General features: G+C 73.4%; 23 protein-coding genes. 10 read left to right on the top strand and 13 right to left on the bottom strand.

Going from position 1 to position 24,543, the window contains the following annotated elements; all coding sequences use genetic code 11:
• Positions 1–20 precede the first annotated feature (20 nt).
• Entirely contained in the window at positions 21–3,617 is a 3,597-nt protein-coding gene (cobN, locus tag OHS82_RS06950; RefSeq protein WP_328433505.1) for a cobaltochelatase subunit CobN, read from the top strand.
• Between the two features lie 88 nt (positions 3,618–3,705).
• Here the strand turns inward: cobN and OHS82_RS06945 are convergent, their stop codons facing one another.
• Complete coding sequence (locus OHS82_RS06945) at positions 3,706–4,836, bottom strand: PP2C family protein-serine/threonine phosphatase (RefSeq protein ID WP_057580995.1); 1,131 nt, start codon at positions 4,834–4,836, stop codon at positions 3,706–3,708.
• Between the two features lie 137 nt (positions 4,837–4,973).
• Here OHS82_RS06945 and OHS82_RS06940 point away from each other — a divergent pair, with 137 nt between their 5' ends.
• Complete coding sequence (locus OHS82_RS06940) at positions 4,974–5,291, top strand: hypothetical protein (RefSeq protein ID WP_347336115.1); 318 nt, start codon at positions 4,974–4,976, stop codon at positions 5,289–5,291.
• 87 nt (positions 5,292–5,378) lie between these two features.
• Here the strand turns inward: OHS82_RS06940 and OHS82_RS06935 are convergent, their stop codons facing one another.
• Complete coding sequence (locus tag OHS82_RS06935; protein ID WP_057580994.1) at positions 5,379–5,834, bottom strand: MarR family winged helix-turn-helix transcriptional regulator; 456 nt, start codon at positions 5,832–5,834, stop codon at positions 5,379–5,381.
• A gap of 121 nt (positions 5,835–5,955) precedes the next feature.
• Here OHS82_RS06935 and OHS82_RS06930 point away from each other — a divergent pair, with 121 nt between their 5' ends.
• Positions 5,956–7,410 carry an MFS transporter gene (locus OHS82_RS06930; protein ID WP_057580993.1) on the top strand — a complete coding sequence of 485 codons (1,455 nt, stop codon included), beginning with the start codon at positions 5,956–5,958 and terminating at the stop codon, positions 7,408–7,410.
• Between the two features lie 260 nt (positions 7,411–7,670).
• Here the strand turns inward: OHS82_RS06930 and OHS82_RS06925 are convergent, their stop codons facing one another.
• Both OHS82_RS06925 and OHS82_RS06920 read right to left on the bottom strand, forming a co-directional pair.
• Positions 7,671–8,669, bottom strand: a complete 999-nt coding sequence (locus OHS82_RS06925; protein ID WP_057580992.1) for a helix-turn-helix domain-containing protein — start codon at positions 8,667–8,669, stop codon at positions 7,671–7,673.
• 54 nt (positions 8,670–8,723) lie between these two features.
• On the bottom strand, positions 8,724–9,698 hold the full coding sequence (locus OHS82_RS06920; RefSeq protein ID WP_057580991.1) for an alpha/beta hydrolase: 975 nt from the start codon (positions 9,696–9,698) through the stop codon (positions 8,724–8,726).
• A gap of 226 nt (positions 9,699–9,924) precedes the next feature.
• Here OHS82_RS06920 and OHS82_RS06915 point away from each other — a divergent pair, with 226 nt between their 5' ends.
• On the top strand, positions 9,925–10,896 hold the full coding sequence (locus tag OHS82_RS06915) for a TerC family protein (protein ID WP_057580990.1): 972 nt from the start codon (positions 9,925–9,927) through the stop codon (positions 10,894–10,896).
• A gap of 136 nt (positions 10,897–11,032) precedes the next feature.
• Here OHS82_RS06915 and OHS82_RS06910 read toward each other — a convergent pair whose 3' ends face one another.
• Both OHS82_RS06910 and OHS82_RS06905 read right to left on the bottom strand, forming a co-directional pair.
• Positions 11,033–11,980, bottom strand: a complete 948-nt coding sequence (locus OHS82_RS06910) for an FkbM family methyltransferase (protein WP_328433504.1) — start codon at positions 11,978–11,980, stop codon at positions 11,033–11,035.
• A 225-nt stretch (positions 11,981–12,205) separates the two neighbouring features.
• Positions 12,206–12,769: an NAD(P)H-dependent oxidoreductase gene (locus OHS82_RS06905; protein ID WP_057580988.1), complete on the bottom strand. Its 564-nt coding sequence runs from the start codon at positions 12,767–12,769 to the stop codon at positions 12,206–12,208.
• A 99-nt stretch (positions 12,770–12,868) separates the two neighbouring features.
• Between OHS82_RS06905 and OHS82_RS06900 the strand changes: the two genes are divergently transcribed.
• The 4 genes from OHS82_RS06900 to OHS82_RS06885 all read left to right on the top strand — a co-directional run bounded on the left by OHS82_RS06900 (position 12,869) and on the right by OHS82_RS06885 (position 17,443).
• A complete protein-coding gene (locus OHS82_RS06900) occupies positions 12,869–13,558 on the top strand; it encodes a TetR/AcrR family transcriptional regulator (RefSeq protein WP_079041408.1) in 690 nt (229 codons plus the stop codon).
• A 152-nt stretch (positions 13,559–13,710) separates the two neighbouring features.
• Positions 13,711–14,760: a LacI family DNA-binding transcriptional regulator gene (locus OHS82_RS06895; protein ID WP_057580986.1), complete on the top strand. Its 1,050-nt coding sequence runs from the start codon at positions 13,711–13,713 to the stop codon at positions 14,758–14,760.
• Positions 14,761–14,785: 25 nt separating this feature from the next.
• Positions 14,786–15,967 (top strand): 4-hydroxybenzoate 3-monooxygenase, encoded by a 1,182-nt coding sequence (locus OHS82_RS06890; RefSeq protein WP_057580985.1) that lies wholly within the window; start codon positions 14,786–14,788, stop codon positions 15,965–15,967.
• A 39-nt stretch (positions 15,968–16,006) separates the two neighbouring features.
• Complete coding sequence (locus OHS82_RS06885) at positions 16,007–17,443, top strand: aldehyde dehydrogenase family protein (RefSeq protein ID WP_057580984.1); 1,437 nt, start codon at positions 16,007–16,009, stop codon at positions 17,441–17,443.
• Between the two features lie 34 nt (positions 17,444–17,477).
• Here OHS82_RS06885 and trxA read toward each other — a convergent pair whose 3' ends face one another.
• Positions 17,478–17,882 (bottom strand): thioredoxin, encoded by a 405-nt coding sequence (gene trxA, locus OHS82_RS06880; RefSeq protein WP_057580983.1) that lies wholly within the window; start codon positions 17,880–17,882, stop codon positions 17,478–17,480.
• A 141-nt stretch (positions 17,883–18,023) separates the two neighbouring features.
• Between trxA and OHS82_RS06875 the strand changes: the two genes are divergently transcribed.
• Positions 18,024–19,442, top strand: coding sequence for a dihydrolipoyl dehydrogenase family protein (locus OHS82_RS06875; protein WP_057581093.1), 1,419 nt, complete (start codon positions 18,024–18,026; stop codon positions 19,440–19,442).
• Between the two features lies 1 nt (position 19,443).
• Here the strand turns inward: OHS82_RS06875 and OHS82_RS06870 are convergent, their stop codons facing one another.
• On the bottom strand, positions 19,444–20,088 hold the full coding sequence (locus OHS82_RS06870) for a peptide deformylase (protein WP_328433503.1): 645 nt from the start codon (positions 20,086–20,088) through the stop codon (positions 19,444–19,446).
• Between the two features lie 171 nt (positions 20,089–20,259).
• Between OHS82_RS06870 and OHS82_RS06865 the strand changes: the two genes are divergently transcribed.
• Complete coding sequence (locus OHS82_RS06865) at positions 20,260–21,660, top strand: PepSY-associated TM helix domain-containing protein (protein ID WP_328433502.1); 1,401 nt, start codon at positions 20,260–20,262, stop codon at positions 21,658–21,660.
• A gap of 133 nt (positions 21,661–21,793) precedes the next feature.
• On the opposite strand, the gene OHS82_RS06860 is transcribed toward OHS82_RS06865, so the two are convergent.
• The 5 genes from OHS82_RS06860 to OHS82_RS06840 all read right to left on the bottom strand — a co-directional run bounded on the left by OHS82_RS06860 (position 21,794) and on the right by OHS82_RS06840 (position 24,417).
• Positions 21,794–22,165 carry a tetratricopeptide repeat protein gene (locus tag OHS82_RS06860; protein ID WP_328433501.1) on the bottom strand — a complete coding sequence of 124 codons (372 nt, stop codon included), beginning with the start codon at positions 22,163–22,165 and terminating at the stop codon, positions 21,794–21,796.
• Positions 22,166–22,259: 94 nt separating this feature from the next.
• Positions 22,260–22,739, bottom strand: coding sequence for a MarR family winged helix-turn-helix transcriptional regulator (locus OHS82_RS06855; protein WP_057580980.1), 480 nt, complete (start codon positions 22,737–22,739; stop codon positions 22,260–22,262).
• Positions 22,740–22,855: 116 nt separating this feature from the next.
• Positions 22,856–23,650 (bottom strand): rod shape-determining protein, encoded by a 795-nt coding sequence (locus tag OHS82_RS06850; protein ID WP_328433500.1) that lies wholly within the window; start codon positions 23,648–23,650, stop codon positions 22,856–22,858.
• Positions 23,647–24,036, bottom strand: coding sequence for a TraR/DksA family transcriptional regulator (locus OHS82_RS06845; protein WP_079041407.1), 390 nt, complete (start codon positions 24,034–24,036; stop codon positions 23,647–23,649). The genes OHS82_RS06850 and OHS82_RS06845 overlap by 4 nt, the downstream gene beginning before the upstream one ends.
• A gap of 54 nt (positions 24,037–24,090) precedes the next feature.
• Positions 24,091–24,417, bottom strand: a complete 327-nt coding sequence (locus OHS82_RS06840; RefSeq protein WP_328433499.1) for a TraR/DksA family transcriptional regulator — start codon at positions 24,415–24,417, stop codon at positions 24,091–24,093.
• Between the last annotated feature and the right edge of the window lie 126 nt (positions 24,418–24,543).

Genomic DNA, 24,543 nt, shown 5'->3' with positions numbered 1-24,543 from the left:
CCGAGGAAGGCCGACGCCCCATGATCCTTCTGCTGTCGACGTCCGACACCGACCTGCTGAGCGCCCGTGCCGCAGCCGGCCCGGTCCCGTACCGCTTCGCCAACCCGGCCCGGCTGGTCCTCGACGACCTTCCCGCGCTCCTCGACGGCGCCGACCTCGTCGTCGTACGCCTCCTCGGCGGGGTGCGCGCCTGGCAGGACGGCCTCGACCTGCTGCTCGCCGACGGCCGCCCGGTCGTCGTCCTGACCGGTGAACAGGCCCCCGACGCCCAGCTGATGGCCGCCTCCACGGTTCCCGTCGGCATCGCCGCCGAGGCCCACGCCTATCTCGCCCACGGCGGCCCGGCCAACCTGGAGCAGCTCGCCCGTTTCCTCTCCGACACGGTCCTGCTCACCGGCCACGGTTTCGACGCCCCGGCGTCCGCCCCCACCTGGGGTCCGCTGGAGCGGCCGGCGCGGGCCGACGCCCCCGGGGTCCCGACGATCGCCGTGCTGTACTACCGGGCCCATCACATGAGCGGCAACACCGCCTTCGTGCACGCCCTGTGCGACGCCGTCGAGGCGTCCGGCGCCCGGGCGCTCCCGCTGTACGTCGCCTCCCTGCGCGCCCCCGAGCCGGAACTGATCGAGGAACTGCGGGCCGCCGACGCGATCGTCGCCACGGTGCTCGCCGCGGGCGGCACCCGCCCCGCGGAGGCCTCGGCGGGCGGCGACGACGAGTCCTGGGACGCGGGCGCGCTGACCTCCCTGGACGTCCCGATCCTTCAGGCACTGTGCCTGACCTCCTCACGGAGCGACTGGGAGACGAGCGACGAAGGCGTCTCCCCGCTGGACGCGGCCGGACAGATCGCCGTCCCGGAGTTCGACGGCCGGCTGATCACCGTCCCGTTCTCCTTCAAGGAGATCGACGCCGACGGACTGCCCGCCTACGTCGCCGACCCCGAACGGGCGGCCCGTGTCGCCGGCATCGCCGTACGCCATGCCCGGCTGCGCCACATCCCGCCGGCCGACAAGCGTCTCGCGCTCGTCCTCTCCGCCTATCCCACCAAGCACTCCCGCATCGGCAACGCGGTCGGACTGGACACCCCCGCCAGTGCCGTCGCGCTGCTGCGCCGACTGCGCGAGGAGGGCTACGACTTCGGGACGGACGCCGAGGTGCCGGGGCTGGCCTCCGGCGACGGCGACGAGCTGATCCGGGCGCTCATCGAGGCGGGCGGCCACGACCAGGACTGGCTCACCGAGGAGCAGCTGGCGCGCAACCCGGTGCGGATCCCGGCGGCGGACTACCGCCGCTGGTTCGCCGCGCTGCCCGAGGAGCTGCGCACGTCCGTCGAGGAGCACTGGGGCCCGCCGCCCGGCGAGATGTTCGTCGACCGCAGCCGCAACCCGCAGGGCGACATCGTCCTCGCCGCCCTGCGCTTCGGGAACCTGCTGATCCTCATCCAGCCCCCGCGCGGCTTCGGCGAGAACCCGATCGCCATCTACCACGACCCGGACCTGCCGCCCTCGCACCACTACCTGGCCGCCTACCGCTGGATCGCCGCGCGGACCGAGGACGGCGGCTTCGGCGCCGACGCGATGATCCACCTCGGCAAGCACGGCAACCTGGAGTGGCTGCCCGGCAAGAACGCCGGCCTGTCCGCCGCCTGCGGCCCCGACGCCGCTCTCGGCGACCTGCCCCTGGTCTACCCCTTCCTGGTCAACGACCCGGGCGAGGGCACCCAGGCCAAGCGCCGCGCGCACGCCACCCTCGTCGACCACCTCGTCCCGCCGATGGCCCGCGCCGACTCCTACGGCGACATCGCGCGGCTCGAGCAACTCCTCGACGAGTACGCCCAGATCGCATCCATGGACCCGGCGAAGCTGCCGGCGATCCGCGCCCAGATCTGGACCCTCATCCAGGCCGCCAAGCTCGACCACGACCTCGGCCTCGCCGACCGTCCCGACGACGACGGCTTCGACGACTTCCTGCTGCACGTCGACGGCTGGCTCTGCGAGGTCAAGGACGCCCAGATCCGCGACGGCCTGCACGTCCTCGGCAACCCGCCGGCCGGCGGCGACCGCGTCAACCTCGTCCTCGCGATCCTGCGCGCCCGCCAGATCTGGGGCGGCGCCACCGCCCTGCCCGGCCTGCGCGAGGCACTCGGCCTCGACGAGTCCGCCGCGACCCGCACCACGGCCGACGAGGCGGAGGCCCGGGCCCGGGCCCTCGTCCAGGCGATGGAGGACGCGGACTGGAACCCGGCCGCCGTCCCGGCCGAGCACGGCGAACAGGTCGCCGCCGTGCTGGAGTTCGCCGCCCGCGAGGTCGTCCCGCGGCTGGCCGGCACCACCGCCGAACTCGACCACGCCGTGCACGCGCTGGCCGGCGGATTCGTGCCGGCGGGTCCCTCCGGCTCGCCGCTGCGCGGTCTGGTCAACGTCCTGCCGACCGGCCGCAACTTCTACTCCGTCGACCCCAAGGCCGTCCCCTCCCGGCTCGCCTGGGAGACCGGCCAGGCCCTCGCCGACTCGCTCCTGGAGCGCTACCGCACCGACAACGGCGAGTGGCCGACGTCCGTCGGGCTGTCCCTGTGGGGCACGAGCGCCATGCGCACCGCGGGCGACGACGTGGCCGAGGCCCTGGCGCTGCTCGGCGTCCGCCCCGTCTGGGACGACGCCTCGCGCCGGGTGACCGGTGTGGAGGCCGTCCCGCACGAGGAGCTGGGCCGCCCGCGCATCGACGTCACCCTGCGCATCTCGGGCTTCTTCCGGGACGCCTTCCCGCACACCATCGGGCTGCTGGACGACGCCGTCCGCCTCGCGGCCTCGCTCGACGAGCCGGCCGAGGTCAACCACGTGCGCGCGCACGTCCGGGCCGACCTGGCGGAGCACGGCGACGAGCGCCGGGCCACCACCCGTATCTTCGGCTCCCGCCCCGGCACCTACGGCGCCGGCCTGCTCCAGCTGATCGACTCCCGCGACTGGCGCACCGACGCCGACCTCGCCGAGGTCTACACGGTGTGGGGCGGTTACGCCTACGGCCGCGAACTGGACGGTCGTCCGGCCCGCGACGAGATGGAGACGGCGTACAAGCGGATCGCGGTGGCCGCGAAGAACACCGACACGCGCGAGCACGACATCGCCGACTCCGACGACTACTTCCAGTACCACGGCGGCATGGTCGCCACCGTCCGCGCCCTGCGGGGCACCGCACCCGAGGCGTACATCGGCGACTCCACCCGCCCCGAGACGGTCCGCACGCGCACGCTCGTCGAGGAGACCTCCCGCGTCTTCCGCGCCCGGGTCGTGAACCCCAAGTGGATCGAGGCGATGCGCCGCCACGGTTACAAGGGCGCCTTCGAGCTCGCCGCCACCGTGGACTACCTGTTCGGCTACGACGCCACCACCGGCGTGGTCGCCGACTGGATGTACGACAAGCTCACCGAGACCTACGTCCTGGACCCGACGAACCGCGAGTTCCTCCAGCAGGCCAACCCGTGGGCGCTGCACGGCATCGCCGAGCGACTGCTGGAGGCGCAGTCGCGCGGGATGTGGGCGAAGCCCGACCCGGCGGTGCTGGAGCAGTTGCGGCAGGTGTACCTGGAGACGGAGGGGGACCTCGAGGGCGAGGACTGACCGGCCCGCTCGACCGCGCCCGCCGCCGTGAGGCCGCGGGCGCGCGCATGCCGGCCGGGGCCCGCCTCGCGGTGGCCGGGGGCCGGATTCATCGACGCGGCGCCCTGCGGACGGTCAGGACGGCGACGTCGTCGTGGCGGCGGCCGTCCCCGGCGAAGCCGCGCGCGTCCTCGTGCAGGGCCCCGGGCAGTTCGGTGGGGGAGCGGTCGAGGTGCTTCATCAGCCGCTCGTCGAGCGGGTAGAACGTGCCGTCGGCGGCCCGGGTCTCGGTGAGCCCGTCGGTGGTCAGCACCAGTGTGGCGCCGTCGGGGAAAGCGAACCAGTCCACCGTCGTGGGCTCGACGGCCAGTTCGGCGAGCCCGAGCGGGACGCCCGGGTCCACCGCGGCCGTGGTGACGGCCCCCTCGTGCACCAGACGCGGGGGTATGTGGCCGCAGTTGACGACCTGTGCCTCGTCGTCCGCGTCGACGCAGACGATGAGCGCGGTCACGAACCGTTCGTCGTCGCCGGTCTGTTCGGCGTAGGAGTTGTGCCGGACGACGGCGGCGTCGAGGGCGTCGACGAGCGCGGTGAGCGTGGCCTCCCGGTAGGCCGCCTCGCGGAAGGCGCCGATGACGGCGAACGCGGCGCCCACCGCGGCCAGGCCCTTGCCCTGGACGTCCCCGATCAGCACCCGCGTGCCCCACGGCGAGTCGACCACGTCGTAGATGTCACCGCCGACGAGCCGGTCCTCCTGCACGGGCTCGTAGACGCCGTTGACGAGGACGTCGTCGGTGAGCAGGGGGAGCGGATGCAGGATGTGCCGCTGCATGGCGGCGGCGGTGGAGCGCAGGCGCAGCATCTCCTGCTCCCGAGCGATGCGCCGGTGGCAGGCGTACACGGAGACGACCCCGAGCACCAGGGTGAGCAGCACCAGGAGGCTGCGGTCCAGCCACCTGGCCCCGTCGCCGGCCCGCAGGAACAGGGTGAGGGAGACGAACAGGGTGGTCCACGCGGCGACGAACCTGGTCTGCTGCACGGTGCACAGCGCCGACGCCGTCCCCGGCAGGAAGACCAGGAGGCCGAGCAGCCACACCTCGGACCCGGACAGCACGCCGAGCACCTCGACCAGCACCGTCACCGTGAGCACGCCGACGACCGTCTCGGCGTTGCCCGGGGGCTCGATGGCGTCGACGGCGTCGAGGGCGCCGGCAGGTCTCTTGCGGCGGATACCGATCATGGGGTCTCCCGGGCGCGTGGCGATCCCCTCCACCTTAGGCAGACCGGCGGTGCCCGCGGCGTGCCGACCCCGCGGGCCGGGCTTACGGGCCGGGGTCACGGGGCCGGGGTGAAGGGCCCGGGCCCGCGGCCGGGGTCGTGGCGCCGGCGAAGGTCGAGGTGATCGCCGGGCTGACCGGCTGCACTGCCTCCATCCGCATCGAGGCGGCTGAGCTGCGGCAGGGCGTCTGTCAGGCCGAGGGGGCCGGCTACCTCATCACCACGTTCCCCGAGGAGCGGCACAAGGAGACCTGGCTCGACGCCGCGGCGATCTACGGCGGCCGGTACCTGGTCGGCTCCCGCTGGGCGGTCAGCGCGCAGCCCGAGCTGCTGACGCGGTTCCAGCCCAAACTTGGCGGGGAAATCCGGGAGTTGGGTGCGGCCGCTGCCTCGTCCGCCGCGCCGGGCGCCTCCTGACGCGAGGGCCCGTTCGGGTCGCGCGGCCCGTGTCGATCGCGGGGCCCGTGCCGCCCGCGTCGACCTCCCCGGGCGGCGTCCGTCTCGCTACGGGCGCGGCCAGGGGCGTCCGCCGATGGCCTCGATGCCGTTGTTGAAGCGCCGGAGGTACCCCGCGAAGGCGGCGATGTCGTCGTCGGACCAGTCGTGCATCACCTGGTCCAGGATGTCGATGATCCCCTCCCGCTCCGCGTCCAGCAGGCGCAGCCCCTCGTCGGTGAGCCGGAACTTGCGTGCCATCCCGCCCTCCGGGTCGGGGATGCGCTCGATCAGCCGCGCGCGCATCGCCGCCGCCGTCTGCCGGTTGAGGGTGGAGACGTCCAGGCCGAAGGCGTCGCTGAGCTCCCCGATCGACATGGGCCCCTGCACCCGGATCCGGCTCAGCAGGACGTAGGCGCTGCGCTCCAGAACGCTGTTCTTGCGGCGGCCGCCCCGCTGGTTCAGGAACGTGTGACGGCTCAGCAGCATCTGCTCGTACTCGACCTCGTGGGCGGGCGTCTCCATGCATCCATCCTGGCATGCCGGTGTGCATGGGCCATGTCATGTGCGCAATACACATCGCATGTACGATGCACATCGCATGTACGATGCACACCCTCACGCACCCCTTTCCCGAGGAGTCCCCATGGGCGCCATCGCCCCCCAGCCCGCGGCCCGTCCCGGCGCCGTGATCGCCACGCTGGCCTTCGCCGGTACCACGGCGGCGATCATGCAGACGCTGGTCACGCCGCTGATCGCCGAACTGCCGCAGATCCTGGACACCTCGTCCTCGAACGCGGCCTGGGTGATCACGGTCACGCTGCTGGTGGCGGCCGTGTGCGTGCCCGTCGTCGGCCGCCTCGGCGACCTCCTGGGCAAGCGCCGGATGCTGCTCGCGTGCTCGGTGCCGCTCGTCGTCGGCTCGGTGGTCTGCGCGTTCGCCTCCGACGTGGTGACGATGATCGTGGGCCGCGGTCTCCAGGGCATGGGCATGGGCATGGTGCCCCTCGGCATCGCGCTGCTGCGGGACGTCGTGCCCGCCGAGAAGCTCAGCGGCTCCATCGCGCTGGTCAGCGCCTCCATGGGCATCGGCGGTGCGATCGGCCTGCCGCTGGCCGCCGCGGTCGCCCAGTACGCGAACTGGCGTGTGCTGTTCTGGGGCTCCGCCGCACTGGCCGCCGTCGTCGCCGTCCTGATCTACACGCTCGTCCCGGACGTCCCGGCGGGCGCGAAGGGCCAGCGCTTCGACCTGCCGGGCGCGATCGGCCTCGGCATCGGCCTGGTCTGCCTGCTGCTCGGCGTCTCCAAGGGCGCCGACTGGGGCTGGGCCTCCGGTGCCACGCTCGGTCTGTTCGCCGCCGCCGTCGTGGCGCTGGCCGGCTGGGGCCTGTGGGAGGTGCGCACCACCGACCCGCTGATCGACCTGCGCACCACGGCCCGCCCCAGGGTGCTGCTGACCAACCTCGCCTCCGTCTTCATCGGCTTCGGCATGTACGCGAGCATGCTGGTGATGCCGCAGCTGCTCCAGTTCCCGGAGGCCACCGGCTACGGCCTCGGTCAGTCGATGCTCGCGGCAGGTCTGTGGATGGCGCCCGGCGGTCTGACGATGATGCTGGTCTCGCCGCTCGGCGGGAAGCTCACCAACGCCCGCGGCCCGAAGTTCACGCTGGTCTGCGGCGCGCTGGTGCTGGCGGCCGGCTACTTCGTCTCGCTGGCGCTGATGGGGTCCGCCTGGGGCGTCATGATGGTCACGCTCGTGACCAGCGGCGGCGTGGGCCTCGCGTACGGGGCGATGCCCGCCCTGATCATGAGCTCGGTCCCGCTGACCGAGACCGCCGCCGCCAACGGGTTCAACACCCTGATGCGCTCGCTCGGCACCTCGATCGGTTCCGCCGTCATCGGTGTGATCCTCTCCCAGCTGACCACCACCATGGGCGGCCACACCTTCGCCTCCGAAGACGGTTTCCGCACCGCGCTCCTCGTCGGCGGCGGCCTCGCGCTGGTCTCCGCGGCCATCGCGGCCGTCATCCCCGCCGCACGCGCCGCCGCGGACGAGGACGTCGCCGACCCGGCGGCCGAGCCCGAGCAGGCCAAGGTCTGAGCGGGCCAAGGTCTGAGCGGGCCAAGGTCTGAGCGGGCCGTGTTCCGGGCCGGCCCGGTTGTGCGCGGGCCGGGGTTCCCGCGCGGTCGTGCGCCCTTCGCCGGTGCGCCCCCACGGCCGTGTCCGTACGGGCTTCGCCCTTGCCGCCGCGCCCTAGGTGTACTGAGCATGAGCGCCGGGGTTCGGTGCGGTGTCGTCCGGGGTCGGCTCGGCGGCCGGCCATCCATCAGCCGGGTGAACAACGCTGTGGCTCGATACACCTAGGGCCGGGTCAGCCTTCGCGTCGTCAGCGCCAGGTGCAGCCGCAGCCGGCCCTGCGGGGTGCGCACCGGCCAGCCCAGCAGGTGTTCGGCGTGGGCCAGCCGGTCCTGGAGCGTGGAGTGGTGCACGTTGGCCTCGGCTGCGGCCGCCCGCAGACTCGCTGTCGCGGTGACGGCGTACAGCGTGGTCAGCAGCCAGGGCGCGTCCGCGGCGGCCGTGTCCAACGCCCGGACGTCCGGCGGCGGTTCGGCGCCCGGAGCGACGAGCTCGGCCAGCAGCGCGATCCCGCCGAGCTCCTCGGCGTACACCACCCGAGGGCCGGGATCCAGTGCTCCCCCTTCCGCGGTGAACCGCAGCGCGGTCCGGGCGGCGTCCCACGACCCGGGCAGCTCCAGCACCGGCACGGCCGGGCCGACACCGGTGCGGACCGCGGACGGCTCGGCGCCGCCGGGAGCGGCGGGGGCGGGGACGACCCTGGGCCGGCCCGCCGCGGTGGCGAGAGCGCGGGCCGGTGCGAGAAGGTCGAGGCCGAGACGGCGCGCGGCGTGCAGCCGGGCCGGTTCGGCTGCCGCGGCGTCCAGAAGCGTCTCGACGAGGGCGGGATCGTCCAGCGGGGCCCGGCCCCGGGTGCGGTCCAGGACGAGACGGGCCGCACCCGCGGCCCGCTCCAGGATCACCGCGTCGACCACGCTCGGCGTCGTGTCGGCGCGTTCCAGCCAGAACGCGGGCGCCCCGTCCGGGGTCAGCGGGGCGGACGGCCACGCGGGGTCCGGCGGCGGGCCGGAGTCCCGCCGGACGCCGTCGGCCTCGATCCGGATCCGCACCCCACGGCCGGCGTCGACGAGCCGCGCCGGAACGCCGGCGAGCACCGCGGCCCCGCGCACCAGCGCCTCGACCCCGGCACGGCCCTCCGTCAGCCGGTCGAAATAGGCGATGACGCGCACGGCGGCGCCGGCGTCCGGGTCCAGTGCCGTCAGGCGCCCCGCCAGCTCTTTCATACGGTCATCATGCGCCACACGCCCCTCGATGAGGAGAGCCGAGCCCCGCTCCCGCTACTCGGCGAGCAGCCTGCGCAGCCAGTCCAGGTGGGCCGCCCGGGCCGACTTCGACAGCGTGGCCTGCGGCGCGAAACCGTCGAAGCCGTGGAAGCCGCCCGGCCACACATGCAGTTCGGCGACCCCTCCGGCCTGCCAGATCCGGGAGGCGTAGTCGACGACCTCGTCCCGGAAGGTCTCGGCGGAGCCCACGTCGAGGAAGGCGGGCGGCAGCCCGGACAGGTCCTCGGCACGGGCGGGCGCCGCGTACGGCGACACGTCCGGGCCGCCGCGCGCCGCCCCGAGCAGCGCCGTCCAGCCGGTGTCGTTGGCGGTGCGGTCCCATACGCCGAGGCCCGCCATCTGGTGGGAGGAGACGGTGTCGTTGCGGTCGTCCAGCATCGGGCACATCAGCAGCTGGCCGATCGGCTGCGGGCCGCCGCGGTCGCGCAGCAGCAGGGCCAGCGCGGCGGTCAGTCCGCCGCCCGCGCTGGCACCGGCGATCACGATGCGGTCGGGGTCCGCGCCCAGCTCCTTGGCGTGCTCCGCCGTCCACAGCAGCCCGGCGTAGACGTCCTCGACGGGCGCCGGGTGCGGGTGCTCGGGCGCGAGGCGGTACTCCACCGACACCACGACCAGGTCCAGCGCGCGTGCCCAGTCCAGCGCCACGTCCACGCCGGCCCGGTTGTTGCCGAGGACCATGCCGCCGCCGTGCACGTGGTAGACGACGGGACGCGGCCGGTCGGGGGCCGGCGCGGCGGGGCGGCAGATCAGCAGGGAGATCTCCGGCGAGCCCTCGGGGCCCCGCACGGTGCGGTCCTCCACCTCCAGGGCGCCGCCCGCCGTCAGGTCCAGCTGGGACAGCATCGCCATGGCCGGGCCTTGGCGGACGGCCTCGAGGTCCTCCATGGCCAGGCCCGGCTGGAGCATGTCCTTGATCAGTTCCAGGGCGGCGGCGAGTTCCGGGTCGAACGGCGGTGGGGCGGATGTCATGGCGTGTCTCCTCGACGGGGCGGCTCCTGCGGCCATGATCTGCGCACCCACGCCCCTCGGGAGCGCCGCCGTTCGGCGGAACCTGCCCGCCGTTCGGCGGGTGGCACCCGGGGTCCGCCCCGCGCCTTGCCAGGACGTGACCTTCCGTTCATCTGCGAAGGGTGGACAATCGGCCGTTTATACGACAACGATTTTCACCCCCACACCGGCACCAGGAGTATCACCCGTGAACGTCTCGCTCTCCGTCTGGCTGTCGACCGTCGTGGCGCTGTGCGCGCTCGTCGCCGTCGACTTCTTCATCGGCCGCAAGCCGCACGACGTCTCGGTCAAGGAGGCCGGGACCTGGACCGTCGTCTGGGTCGTGCTGGCCTGCCTGTTCGGTCTCGGTGTGTTCGTCTTCGGCGGCGGCGGACCGACGGGTGAGTTCTTCGCCGGATACATCACCGAGAAGTCACTGAGCGTGGACAACCTCTTCGTGTTCGTCCTGATCATGGGCAAGTTCGCGGTTCCCTCGCAGTACCAGCAGCGGGTCCTCATGGTGGGTGTGCTGGTGGCCCTCGTGCTGCGCGCGCTGTTCATCGCGGCCGGCGCGGCGATCATCTCGACGTTCTCCTGGGTCTTCTACCTCTTCGGCGCCTTCCTGATCTGGACGGCCTGGAAGCTGATCCAGGATGCCAAGAAGGGCGCCCACGAGGAGGAGTTCGAGGAGAACAAGCTGCTCAAGGCCGTGGAGAGGCGCTTCGGCGTGGCGGACCGCTACCACGGCACGAAGCTGTGGATCGAGCAGAACGGCAAGCGGGTCATGACCCCGATGCTGGTCGTGATGCTGGCGATCGGCTCCACGGACGTGCTCTTCGCGCTCGACTCGATCCCGGCGATCTACGGGCTGACCGAGGACCCGTACATCGTCTTCACCGCCAACGCCTTCGCGCTGATGGGCCTGCGGCAGCTGTACTTCCTCATCGGCGGTCTGCTGAAGAAGCTGGTCCACCTCAGCTACGGCCTGTCGATCATCCTCGGCTTCATCGGCGTCAAGCTGCTGCTGCACGCATTGCACGAGTCCGGGGTGCACGTGCCCGAGATCGGCATCCCGTTCTCGCTCGGCTTCATCGTGCTCGTCCTCGCCGTGACGACCTTCACCAGCCTGCGGGCGGCGGGGCGGCAGGAGGAGGCCGCACCGGACACGTCCCCGGCGTGACGCACGCGCGGCTCGGCCCCCGTCGCGCAGCCCGGTAATCGAGCATGTGGCCGATGCCTTGTGGGGGCCCAGTCATGCCATCCGCTCGCCTCGCGCCGGACGCCGCCGCTTTCTATAACGCTAGTGATGGATCCGCCTAGGCGGCGGGCGCCGCGGTGGCTCGCATCAGGACGCAGTCGAACTCGATCACCCGACCCGTCGTCGCCTCGCGCGTCACCGGATACATGCCGGTGATGCCGAACCCGGCCGCCTCGTAGCGCGCGACGGCCTCGCCCATGCCGGGACTGCCCTCGTACAGCTTCAGCACGGCCACCTCGGACTGCATCCCGACGAACTCCGCGATCCGCTCCCCGGCACCGCCGAACACCTCGAGGTCATAGCCCTGGGTGTCCATCTTCAGGTAGGGGCGCGGGTCGGCGAGGCCGGCGAGCGCCTCGTCCATGACCTCGTCCAGCCGGCGGACGCGGATCTCCTCCGTGTCGTCCTTCGCGAAACGGCTGTAGCGGCCCTTGCCGTACTCGCTGGCCGACAGCAGGGAGTTCATGGTCTTCCAGCCGGTGTGGATCCGCGCGGTCGTCTCCTCGCGGCCCAGCCCGCACCGGTGCACCTGCCACTGCGGGTCGTGCTCGGCCGCCTTCTCCAGCCGGGCGAACGTCGCCGACGTGGGCTCGAACGACACGATCCGCCCCGTGTATCCGGCCCTGCGCAGCCCCTTGGCGTACTGGCCGGTGTTGGCGCCGACGTCGAACACGCAGTTCACGCCGTAGAGCTCGAGCATCGCGGCGACGTGCTGGGTGCAGAGGTACGCGGCGGCCGCCAGCTGTGTCGCGCGCTCGTCCCGGCGGGCCGAGGGGTCCAGGAGAAGCACGGCGCCGGTGTCGCCCAGCCGCACGGCCTCGTCCTCGGCGGCCTCGGAGCGGGCCGCGTCGCCCGTCGGCCGCAGGACCCAGGTGTCCTTGCCGGCGCCGGTCACCCGGTACGGGCCGCCGCGTCGGGAGACCACCGCCTTCCCCGGCCCGAGGTCGGTCACCTGGACGCCGATGCGCGGCATCAGATCGAGCAGTCGTCGATAAAGGGTGCTCATCTCCCCAGCCCTATCAGACGGGACCGCCCGCGGTCTGCGGCTTGACCGACATTCGCCGCTCCTCTCACCCGACGCTCCTCTCACCCGACCAGGAAGCGCGCGCACGCCGGAGGGGCCCGGAACGGATTCCGGGCCCCTCGGGTGTGCTCATGTGCCGTCGGTCGTTCCCGTCCCGGCGCGCCGCCGGTCGGGGCCGCTGCCGGAGGGCGCCGCGCCGTCAGGGCGTCAGGCGGCGGCGACCTCGCCCGCGTGGCCGTGCAGACGGGCGACGACCTCGGTCAGCTGGGCGGCGACCTCGGCGTCGTCGACCGGGTGGGTCTCGGCGAAGCGGGTCAGCGAGCCCGGGATGGAGAGCTTGAGGTCCTCGATGACCTTGCCGCCGGCGATGCCCACGGCCTTGCGGGCCTCGTCCTGCGCCCACACGCCGCCGAACTGGCCGAACGCGGTGCCGACCACGGCGACCGGCTTGCCGCCGAACGCGCCGGCGCCGTAGGGACGCGACAGCCAGTCGATGGCGTTCTTCAGGACGGCCGGGATCGTGCCGTTGTACTCGGGGGAGAAGAGCAGGAAGGCGTCGGCGGCCAGGGCGGCCTCGCGCAGCCGGGCGGCGGCGGCCGGGACGCTGCCTTCGACGTCGAGGTCCTCGTTGTAGAACGGGATCTCGGCCAGGCCCTCGAACAGGTCGACCTCGGCGCCCTCGGGAGCGACCTTGACGGCCGCCTCGGCGAGCTGGCGGTTGGTCGAGCCGGCGCGAAGGCTGCCGACGAGCGCGAGGATGCGGACAGACATGGGTACTCCCAGAGGCTGAAACACTGCGGCAATAATCCGGACCGGGGTCCGTTTAATGTTCTAGCACCCTAACCGGACCGCGGTCCAGTTTCATTCCCGATGCTTTACGCTGGCGTCATGTCCGCCGTGCTGCCTCCATGTCCCGAGCCCGAGGAGAGCGCCGCCGAGCCGGAGCTGCTGCAACTCGGTCCGGCGGGCGACGAGCCGTGTCTGCGCGCGGACGCGGCCCGCAACCGGGCCAGGCTGCTGGACGCCGCCGCCCGTCTGATCGCCGAGCACGGCGCGGCCGGGGTCACCATGGAGGCGGTGGCGAGCGCGGCGAACGTCGGCAAGGGGACCGTCTTCCGCCGCTTCGGTGACCGCACGGGTCTGCTGAACGCCCTCCTGGACCACTCGGAGAAGCAGTTCCAGGCGGCCTTCCTGAGCGGCCCCGCGCCGCTGGGGCCGGGCGCGCCGCCGGTGGAGCGGCTGCGGGCGTTCGGCCTCGCGCTTCTCGCCCGTACCGTCGACCAGCTGGATCTGCAGCTCGCGGCCGAGCCGGGGCCGGACCGCCGGCACTCGGTCCCGGTGCGCCGGGTGCATCACCACCACCTCGCGGTGCTGCTGCGGCAGGCACTGCCCGATGCGGACGGCGAACTCCTCGCGCACACGCTGATGGGATACCTCAACCCCGTCCTCGTCCACCATCTCACCCGGCAGTGCGGCATGGCGCCGGAGCGTCTGGAGGCGGGCTGGAGCGACCTGGTGGACCGGGTCACGGGCGAGCGCCGCGGAACGGACGCCGCCTGACGCGCTGCGGCGCGCGCCGGTTCGGGACCGCGGGAACGGGGGAGCGGCGGCGCCTCGTGGCGTTTGCTGACGACCCGTCACGACCGGCTTCTTCGACGGATCATCGGATTCGGCGTCCCCCGCCCGGGACCCGGCTCACGGCTTCTGCCAAGATGCGCTACGTCATGGTGCAGATACCGAACACGCCCGCGCCGACGATGCCGCCGGCGCCGCGCCCCGTGCCCACGAGCGCCGACGTGGCCCGCCTGGCCGGAGTCTCGCGCGCGACCGTCTCCTACGTCCTGAACAACACCAGCGCCGTACGCATCAGCGAGCCCACCCGCCGCCGGGTCCGCGAGGCCGCGAAGGAACTCGGGTACGTGCCGCACGCGGCCGCCCGCACCCTGCGCGCCGGACACAGCCGGACGGTCCTGATGCCCACCCTGCCGGTGCCCGCGGGACCGCTGTACAGCCGGTTCGTACACGACTTCCAGGGCGCGATGAGCCGCCTCGACTACACGGTCGTCCAGTACGGCGCGAGCGGCGTGAGCGGTGACGACGCCGCCCGCGCGTGGGCCGAGCTGAGACCCGTCGCCGTGCTGGTGCCCGGCACCGGCATCGGACCCGAAGGGGTGGCGATCCTCAAGCGGTCCGGCGCCCGGGCCGTGGTGACCCTCGGCCCCGAGGCCGTCGAGGGCGCGCACGCGATGCTCCTGGACCAGGCCGACGTCGGCCGGGGAGCCGCCGGGCACCTCCACGCCCGCGGGCGCCGCCGGATCGGGGTGGTGGTTCCGGAGGAACGCGGCATGGAGCTGTTCTCCGCGCCCCGCCTCGCGGGCGCCCGTGAGGCCCTGCGGGGCACCGACGCCACCGTCACCGAGCTGCCCCTCGCCTACACGGAGGAGTCCGCGGACGCCCTCGCCGCGCGCTGGCACGGCCTCGGTCTCGACGCAGTGTTCGCCTACAACGACGAGTACGCCATGCTGCTGTTGCGCGCCCTGCGAGACGCCGGCCTGCGCGTTCCCGAGGACGTGGCCGTCATCGGGGCCGACGACCTGCTGCTCGGCCGGCTGCTTCGGCCGCGGCTGAGCACCGTGCGGATCACGCTGCCCTCCGGCCGCGACCTCGCCTCCCTGGTGGACCGGGCGGTCCGCAACCCCGCGGCGGCTCCCGAGTCGCACGCGTGGTTCACGGTCGCCGTGGTGCACCGCGACTCCAGCTGAACTACCGTCCAGGGGGAGGCACGCCATGCGCACCACGGTCGGCATCATCGGCGGCGGCCCGGCGGGGCTGCTGCTCGCCCGTCTGCTGCACCGGGCGGGAATCGCCTGTGTCGTGCTGGAGAGCAGGACGCGCGCCCACGCGGAGGGGCGCCAGCGTGCCGGAATGCTGGAGCAGGGCACGGTCGACGCGCTGCGCGCGGCCGGCGCCGCCGACCGGTTGGACGCCGAGGGCCTGGTGCACCACGGCATCGAGCTGCGCTTCGACGGCGAACGCCATCGCCTCGACTTCCCCGCCCTCACCGGTGGCCGCACGGTCACGATCTACGCCCAGACGGAGATCGTGAAGGATCTCGTCGCGCTTCAACTGGCCGACGGGCCGCCCCTGTTGTTCGAGGCGGAGGCGCTCGCCGTCGAGCGGCCGCAGAGCGAGACCCCCGTCGTGCGATTCCGGCACGAAGGCCGGGAACGGACCCTGCACTGCGCGTGGGTGGCGGGCTGCGACGGCTCCCACGGCGTCGCCCGCAACGCCTTCCCGGACGCGGCCGACGGTCGCACATACGCCCATGACTACCCGTACTCCTGGCTCGGCGTCACCGCCGAAGTGCCGCCCTCCTGCGACGAGTTGATCTACGCACGCCACGCACGCGGCTTCGCCCTGCACAGCATGCGCTCGCCGCACGTCTCCCGGCTCTACCTCCAGGTCCCCCGCGGCACGAGCCTGCGGGACTGGCCCGACGAGCGGATCTGGGACGAGCTCGCCGCGCGCTTCGCCGTCGACGCCGACTGGAGCTTGCGTCGCGGCCCGATCACCGCCAGGTCCGTGACCAGGATGCGCAGTGTCGTCCACGAGCCGATGCGGCACGGCCGGCTGGTGCTGGCCGGCGACGCCGCCCACATCGTCCCGCCCACCGGCGCCAAGGGACTCAACCTCGCCGTCTCCGACGTCCGGATCCTGGCCAGGGCCTTTGCCGAACTGCACGACCGGGGGTCGACGCGACTCCTGGACGGGTACTCGGACCTGTGCCTGCGACGTGTGTGGCAGGCCACCCGATTCTCCTACGACATGACTAGGATGTTGCACGCTCAACCAGATGGGGATGCGTTCGACCACCGGATGCAGCTCGCCCGGCTGCGCCGGATCACCGCATCCCGCCACGCGGCCGCCGAACTGGCGGCGAACTACACGGGACTTCCCCTCTCCCCGTGAGAGCGGTGAAGCCCGCGGGTCACCGATCGGAGAGCCCCCATGCCGTTGCTCGACCCCACCAACTGGCAGTCCCGCACCCTGTCGGGGCCGCGCCACACCGTCACCGAGCCCGCCACCGGTGAGCAGCTGGGCACGGTCGTCCTGGCGGCCGGCGCGGACGTCGCGCCCGCCGCCGAGGCGGCCCGCGCCGCGCAGACCGAGTGGGCGCGCGCCCCGCACTTCGTCCGTGCCGGGGTGCTGCGCCGGGCGGGCGACCTGTTCGCCGCGCACGCCGAGGAGCTGCGCGAGTGGATCGTCCGCGAGTCGGGCTCCATCGCGGGCAAGGCCGACTTCGAGCTGCACGTCGCGGCCCAGGAGTGCTACGAGGCCGCCGCCCTCGCGTCCCGCCCGGCCGGCCAGGTCCTGCCCAGCGAGGCGCCCCGGCTGTCGTACACCCGGCGGGTCCCCGTCGGCGTCGTGGGCGTGATCTCCCCCTTCAACGCCCCGCTGATCCTGTCCATCCGCTCCGTCGCGCCCGCCCTCGCGCTCGGCAACGCCGTCGTCCTCAAGCCGGACCCGCGCACCGCCGTCTGCGGCGGGCTGTCGCTGGCCGCGGTGTTCGCGCAGGCGGGACTGCCCGAGGACCTGCTGCACGTCCTCCCGGGCGGCGCCGAGACCGGCGAGGCCCTCGTCGCCGACCCGCGCGTGCCGGTCATCTCGTTCACCGGCTCCACCGCGGCCGGCCGGGCCGTCGGAGAGGCGGCCGGACGTCACCTCAAGCGCGCGCACCTCGAACTCGGCGGCAACTCCGCCCTGATCGTGCTGGAGGACGCCGACCTCGACGCGGTGATCTCCACGGCCGCCTGGGGCTCGTTCTTCCACCAGGGCCAGATCTGCATGACCACCGGCCGCCACCTGGTGCACGCCTCCCTCTACGAGGAGTACGTCGAACGGCTCGCGGCGAAGGCGGACGCGCTCGCCGTCGGCGACCCGCACCGCGCACAGGTCCACCTCGGCCCGCTCATCGACGACGGCCAACTCGCCAAGGTGCACGGCCTGGTGGAGGCCAGCACCGCGGCCGGGGCGAAACTCGCCGCGGGCGGCACGCACCAGGACCGCTTCTACCGGCCGACGGTCCTCGCGGGCGTCGACGACGACACTCCCGCCTACGCGGAGGAGGTCTTCGGCCCGGTGGCCCCCGTGCGCCCCTTCACCACGCCGGACGAGGCGGCGGCGCTGGCCGCGCGCAGCTCCTACGGGCTCTCGCTCGGCATCGTCACCCGTGACGCCGCCCGCGGCCTCGACCTGGCCGAGCGCGTTCCGACCGGCATCGTGCACATCAACGACCAGACAGTGAACGACGAGGCCGTGGCGCCCTTCGGCGGAGTGGCCGCCTCGGGCACCGGCGCCCGGTTCGGCGGCGAGGCCAACCTGGAGGCGTTCACCGACGTCCGGTGGACGACGGTGCGGGCCGACGTGGCGCCCTACCCGTTCTAGGGCGCCCGCTCGCCGGCGGACAGCTCGCCGGGGCCTACTCGCCCTGGGTCGCCGGGGAGTCGCCGGCCTCGCTCGCGGCCTGCTCCTTCTCGATGGACCTGCGCACCTCGTCCATGTCCAGCCCCCGCGCCTGTCCGATGACGTCCGTCAGGGCGGCCTCGGGCAGCGCGCCGGGCTGGGCGAACACGGCGACCCGGTCGCGCACGATCATCAGCGTCGGGATCGACTGGATGCCGAAGGCCTCGGCCAGCTCCGGCTGGGCCTCGGTGTCCACCTTGCCGAACACAAGGTCGGGGTTGGCCTCGGCCGCCTTGTCGTAGACCGGGGCGAACTGACGGCACGGTCCGCACCAGGACGCCCAGAAGTCGATCAGGACGAAGTCGTTGTCGGTGACCGTCTGGTCGAAGTTCTCCTTGGTGAGCTCCACGGTGCTGCTCATGACCTGATTCCCTCTTCCCGGAGTTCGTCGGGTGTGTCCCGACATGGGGTGAAGCCGCCCGTGACAACGCCGGCGGCCGGACGCGTATTCCGCGCCCCTACCCGTGTGGCCACCCCGCACACCACCCACCAGACTGACCCCATGACGGAAACGGAAACCAACGCTTACGACGTCGTGGTGCTCGGGGCCGGGCCCGTGGGGGAGAACGTCGCCGACCGCACCCGCGCGGCCGGCCTCACCACCGCGGTCGTGGAGAGCGAACTCGTCGGCGGCGAGTGCTCGTACTGGGCCTGTATGCCCAGCAAGGCCCTGCTGCGCCCGGTCATCGCCCGCGCCGACGCCCGCAGGCTGCCCGGCCTGCGCCAGGCCGTGCAGGGCCCCCTGGACGCCGAGGCCGTCCTCGCCCGCCGCAACTGGTACACCGGCGACTGGACGGACGACGGTCAGGCCGACTGGCTCAAGAGCATCGGCGCGGACCTCCACCGCGGCCACGGCCGACTGACCGGCCCGCGCACGGTGACCGTGGGGGACACCGTGCTCACGGCCCGCCACGCGGTCGTCGTCGCCACCGGCACCCGCGCCGTCCTGCCGGACCTGCCCGGCCTCGCCGAGGTCCGGCCCTGGACGAGCCGGGAGGCCACCAGCGCCCAGGCCGCGCCCGGTCGGCTCGTCGTGGTCGGCGGGGGAGTCGTCGCCACCGAGATGGCCACCGCCTGGCAGGCTCTCGGCTCGCAGGTCACCCTCCTGGTGCGGGGCAAGGGCCTGCTCGACCGCATGGAGCCGTTCGCCGGCGCGCTCGTCGCCGAGGCGCTGACCGAGGCCGGCGCGGACGTGCGCACCGGCACCTCGGTGGCGTCGGTGACGCGCACGGACGGCGTCGTCGTGGTCGTCACCGACTCCGGGGAGCGCATCGAGGCCGACGAGATCCTCTTCGCCGTCGGCCGCGCCCCGCGCACCGACGACATCGGCCTCGAGACGGTCGGCCTGGAACCCGGCTCCTGGCTCGGGGTCGACGACAGCCTGCGCGTCACCGGCACCGACTGGCTCTACGGGGTGGGCGACGTCAACCACCGTGCCCTGCTCACCCACCAGGGCAAGTACCAGGCCCGGATCGCGGGCGCGGCCATCGCCGCCCGTGCCGCCGGAACATCCCCGGCGCAGAACGACCCGTGGGGCGCCCACACCGCCACCGCCGACCACGAGTGCGTTCCGCAGGTCGTGTTCACCGACCCGGAGGCTGCCTCGGTCGGCCTGTCCCTCGCGGAGGCGGAACGGGCCGGGCACCGGGTACGGGCCGTCGACGTCGACATGTCGTCGGTGGCGGGAGCCGGACTGTACGCCGAGGGCTACCGGGGCCGCGCCCGGATGGTCGTCGACCTGGAGCGGGAGATCCTGCGCGGGGTCACCTTCGTCGGTCCCGGCGTCGGCGAGCTGATCCACTCCGCGACCGTCGCCGTCGTCGGCCAGGTGCCGATCGCCCGGCTGTGGCACGCCGTCCCGTCCTACCCGACGATCAGCGAGGTGTGGTTGCGCCTGCTGGAGGCGTACCGGGACAACTGACCTACGGCAGCTCGAAGTCCAGCGCCCGCGCCGCCTCGGCCGGGGTCGGCTGCGCCCACCGCTCCAGGACGTTACGGTCCGCGGCCAGCGAGCGCGGTTCGGCCCGGTCGAGGTAGAGCAGGCCGTCGAGATGGTCCGTCTCGTGCTGGACGATCCGGGCGGGCCAGCCGCCGAACACCTCGTCCAGCGGCCTGCCGTGCTCGTCCTCGCCGGTCAGCCGGACCTCGGCGTGCCGGGCCACCACCGCCTGATAACCCGGCACGCTCAGACAGCCCTCGAAGAACGCGGCCCGGGCCGAACCCACCGGTTCGTACGACGGGTTGACCAGCACCCGGAACGGCTGGGGCACCCTCCCGCGGGCCAGGCGCACCTCCTCCGGCACCGTCGCCGGGTCCTCGACGACCGCGATCCGCAGTTCCACGCCGACCTGCGGCGCGGCGAGACCGACGCCGGGCGCCGCGTGCATGGTGAGGCGCAGCGCCTCTACGAAGCGGGCCAGCAGCGCCGGGTCGAGCTGACCCTCGTAACGCGCCGTGCCCGCCCGCAGAACGGGGTGTCCGGCCAGGACGAGGGGCAACGGGCCGCCGGGCGCGAGGAGTTCCTCGATCCGTTCGGCAAGGGGTGCGAGGGGACGGGGAGATGCCATCGCGCCAGCATGCCACGGCCGCACTCGACGTGACGCAGGTCACTCGAAGTGGCGGGAACTCGGAGGCATCGTCCCCCGACTACTGGAGCGCATGGCTGAGAACAGCCCCCGTCCCGCTCCGTTTCACGCCCCACGCCCCGTTCGCTCCCCCCGTTCCCGGAGAAGCCGCCGATGTCCACCGCTCCCTCCCTCACCGCGGAAGAGGCCCCGCAGCCGACGGCCCCCGAGCCGAAGACCCGCGGCCCGTGGGCCCCGCTGCGCCCCCTGGTCCTGCGTCTGCATTTCTACGCCGGCGTGTTCGTGGCGCCCTTCCTGCTGGTCGCCGCCGTCACCGGGCTTCTGTACGCCGCCTCGTTCCAGGCCGAGAAGCTCGTGTACGCGCACGAGATGACCGTGCCCGTCGGCGACGCGAAACTGCCGATATCCGAGCAGGTCGACGCCGCCCGCAAGGCCCACCCGGAGGGAACCGTTTCGGCGGTGCGTCCCTCGCCAAAGGACGATGCCTCCACCCGCGTGATGCTGTCCGGCGTCCAGGGGGTCGGCGCCACCCACACCCTCGCGGTGTTCGTCGACCCGTACACGGGCGAGGTGCGCGGCGCGCTGGAGCAGTACGGCTCGACGGGCGCGCTGCCGCTGCGCACCTGGATCGACGAGTTCCACCGCGATCTGCACCTCGGTGAGAACGGCCGCCTCTACAGCGAACTCGCCGCGAGCTGGCTGTGGGTGATCGCGGGCGGTGGAGTCGTGCTGTGGTTCTCCCGCCGGCGCGCGCAGCGCAAGGTCCGCGGGGTCACCGGACGGCGGCGCACGCTCGGCCTGCACGGGACCGTCGGCGTCTGGGCGGCGGCCGGCTTCTTCTTCCTGTCCGCGACCGGTCTGACCTGGTCGACGTACGCGGGCGCCCACATCGACGAGCTGCGCACCTCGCTCGGCCAGGCCACCCCGTCGGTGTCGGCGGCCGCGAGCGGCGGCGACCACGCAGGCCACGACGCGGCCTCCGGGGCGGGCGGGGACGGCGAACACGGCGTGGGTCTCGACAAGGTCCTGGCCGCCGCGCGCGCCGAGGGTCTCGGCGACCCGGTCGAGATCGTCCCGCCCGCCGACGCCTCGTCCGCCTATGTCGTCAAGCAGGTGCAGCGCAGCTGGCCCGAGAAGCAGGACGCGGTCGCGGTGGACCCGGCCTCCGGGAAGGTCACCGACACCTTGCGGTTCGCCGACCACCCGCTGCTGGCCAAGCTGACCCGGTACGGCATCGACCTGCACACCGGCGTCCTGTTCGGCCTGGCCAACCAGATCGCGCTGATGCTTCTCGCACTCGCTCTGATCCTGCTGATCGTGTGGGGTTACCGCATGTGGTGGCAGCGTGGCCGGGGCAGCGCCTTCGGCCGGCCGATCCCGCGCGGCGCCTGGGCGCAGGTCCCGCCGTACGTCCTGGTCCCGCTGATGGCGGGGGTCGCCGTGGTCGGCTACTTCGTCCCGCTGCTCGGCATCCCGCTCGCCGGGTTCCTCGTGGTGGACGTGGTCGTCGGCGAGATCGCGCACCGGCGCAAGCGGGCGACGTCCGCCGCCTGAGCCGTCGCGGACGGCGTGAGCGGCCCGGCGGTGACCGGTCGTCACCGCCGGGCCGCACGCCGCCGGGCTGTCCGCCCCGGGGCCGCCCGCCGTCCGGCAGGGCGGCCGTCCGGGGCGGTGGGTGGACGGGCCGTCAGTCCTGCGGGAAGTCGCCCGTCAGAGCAGACGCGATCCGCAGGTGCGGTCCGGCATCCGTGTGCCGGCCCTGCCGCTCCAGGGTGCGGCCCAGCATCAGCCGGGCGTAGTGCTCGACCGGGTCGCGTTCGACGATGATCCGCAACTCGGTCTCGGCGCGGCGCAGTTGGGCCGAGTGGTAGTAGGCGCGGGCCAGCAGCAGGCGCGGACCGGTCTGCTCCGGCGTCTCCTCGACCAGGCCGGCCAGCACCCGGGCCGCGGCGGTGTACTCCCGCGCCCCGAAGAACAGCTGCGCCCGCTCCCAGCGTTCGGCCGGCGTCCCGTGGGAGTAGTACTCCTCGGTCCCGCCGTGTGCCCTCTCGTACCTCATGTCCACTGCTGACCTCCTTCGGAGCCGTCAACCGGACCGCATAGTTGAATATTCCACTATGCGGCGCGGTGGCGGTGCCGGGGCCCGCACCGCGTCACGACGGCTGCGGCGGACCCTCCTCGGGCCCGAGCGGGACGTCGAGGAGGGTCGTCAGCTCTTCGGTGAACGCCCGCGTACGGGCGCCGTCCAGGCCGCCGAGCGGCTCCAGCAGTTGCTCCAGCAGCCCTCGGACGACCGTGATCGCCCGCAGGGTGACGTCCCGTCCCCGTCCGGTGAGGGACAGTTGCACGGCGCGCGGGTCGCGGGGGTCCCGGGCGCGTTCGACCAGGCCGGCTGACTCCAGGGCGCGGGCGAGCTTGGAGACGTACAGCGGCTCCAGGCCGGTGTGGTCGGCGAGCCTGCGCTGGCTGGGGCGCTCGCCGTCGCGCTGCATCCCGTACAGCGACGCGACCAACGAGTACTGCGCGTGGGTGAGTTCGAGCGGGGCCAGCGCCCGGTCGACCGCCACGCGCCACTTCGTCGACAGGCGCCACACCAGGTAACCGGGCGTGGCCGCTTCGGAACCCTTGCTCATTCCGTTAGTTTACATGGCTACTATGCGTGGCCCGTGGCCCGCGGTTCTCTGCTCTCTGCTCTCGGCCCTCGTTCCCCCTTCTCGCCGCGGCGGCGGGGTGTCGCGCAGGCCCGCGGTCAGGGGCTGGACGGGTGGGCGTGGGCGGCCCGCAGCAGCGTCGCGGCGCCTCGCACCGCGGCCGTATGGGGCGCGGGGACGGGCAGGACGGGCGCGTGCAGCCGGTCGGTGAGGCGGTAGGTGAGGTCGGGGCGCAGGGCGCCCCCGCCGGCGAGGAGCACGCCCCGCCGGAGGGCGTCGCGTGTCTGGGAGGTGCGGTCCTGTTCCAGCATCGCCGTCACCATGGCCGCGACCGCCTCGGTGATCCGCGCGGGCGGGGTGAGCCGGTCCAGGTCGCTGGTGCCCAGCGCGGTGTGGCGGGCGTCGGTCACCGCGCCGTCGGTGAGGAGCGTGACCTCGGTCAGGTGGGCGCCGATGTCCACGACGAGCAACGGACGGCTCAGGTCGGCGTCCGCGGCCACGGCCACGGCGCGCGCGGTCGGGACGGTCAGGAACCCGCGGGGCCGCAGGACCTCGACCGCGGCGCGGGCCTCGGTCCGGTAGGCCATGCCGCCCAGTACGGGCGTGGCCACGATGACCAGGGGGCGGCCGAAGCGGGGCAGGCGGTGACCGAGCAGCCGGTCGAGCATCCGGGCGGTTCCGGGGGTGTCGACGATGGCGCCGCGCCGGACGGGGTACGTGACGCCCGCGGCGGGGAAGGCGACCGTCGGCACGTCGATGATCACTTTTTCGCCGGAGGTCCAGGCACGCGTGCGGGCGCTGCCCAGGTCGAGGGCGACGCCCCAGCACCGGCTGCACCGGGGCCACGAGCGGTGCCGGGCGGTCATGGGGCCGGGAACCGGCACGGCGTTCATCGTCCTGCCTCCGCGACGCGCCGGCAGCGGGTGCAGCAGCGGGCCTGCGGCACGATCATCAAGTGCTCCCGGGCGATCGGCTCCAGGCACCGGTGGCAGGAGCCGTAGCGGCCCTGGTCCATCCGTGCGAGGGCGGCTTCCACGTCGGTGAGGACCATGCGGGCGGACGCGGCGAGTTTCACGCGGACCTCGATCTGGGAGACGGCCCGCCGGTCGAGGGCCGCGTCCGTGCGGGTCGAAGCGGGGGAGGAGAGCTGTTGCAGCTGCTCCCGGCGGAACAGGCGCTGCTCGTGCAGGTTCTCGCGCAGCGCGGCGAGGTCCTCGACGGACAGGGTCGTCGGGTCGCGGTCGTCGATGATCTGGTCGTCGATGATCTGGTGGTTCACCGAATCACCCCTTGGGCAGGGCAGGGCGGGAGAGGCCTGGCGGACGGGTGCTCGTCAGACGGCGTCGCGCTGGCAGGGAACGCAGAAGCGGGTGTACGGCAGGATCTCGAGGCGCTCGACGGGGATGGCCCCGGAGCAGCCCCGGCAGACGCCGTAGCTGCCGTCCCGGACGCGGACGAACGCGGCCTCGACCTCGGCGAGGACATGCCGGACGGTGTCTTTCTGCGCGGACATCGCCTGTTCCGCCGGGTCGGGTCCGGCCTCGTCGATGGCCTTCAGCTGGGTGAGGCGGGATGCGCGTTCGTGTTCGAGACGCTGGCGGGCCTCGTGCGCCGTCAGCCGTTCGGGGCGGGCGTCGGTCCGGGGCGAGTCGAGCGACATGACGGTTCCTTCTTTCGGTGAGGCGCGGCGAGGCTCGGTGAGGGGCGAGGCGCGGATCGCGGTTCCTGCCTCCACCGTGGCCGCACCGCCGCCGGAATCCCATCGGGCGCAATACCCATCTCCGGG

The sequence above is a fragment of the Streptomyces sp. NBC_00425 genome, from assembly GCF_036030735.1.
Lineage (GTDB): Bacteria > Actinomycetota > Actinomycetes > Streptomycetales > Streptomycetaceae > Streptomyces.
The sequence above is the reverse complement of the archived record's forward strand: the minus strand, read 5'-3'. Positions and strand labels throughout refer to the sequence as shown.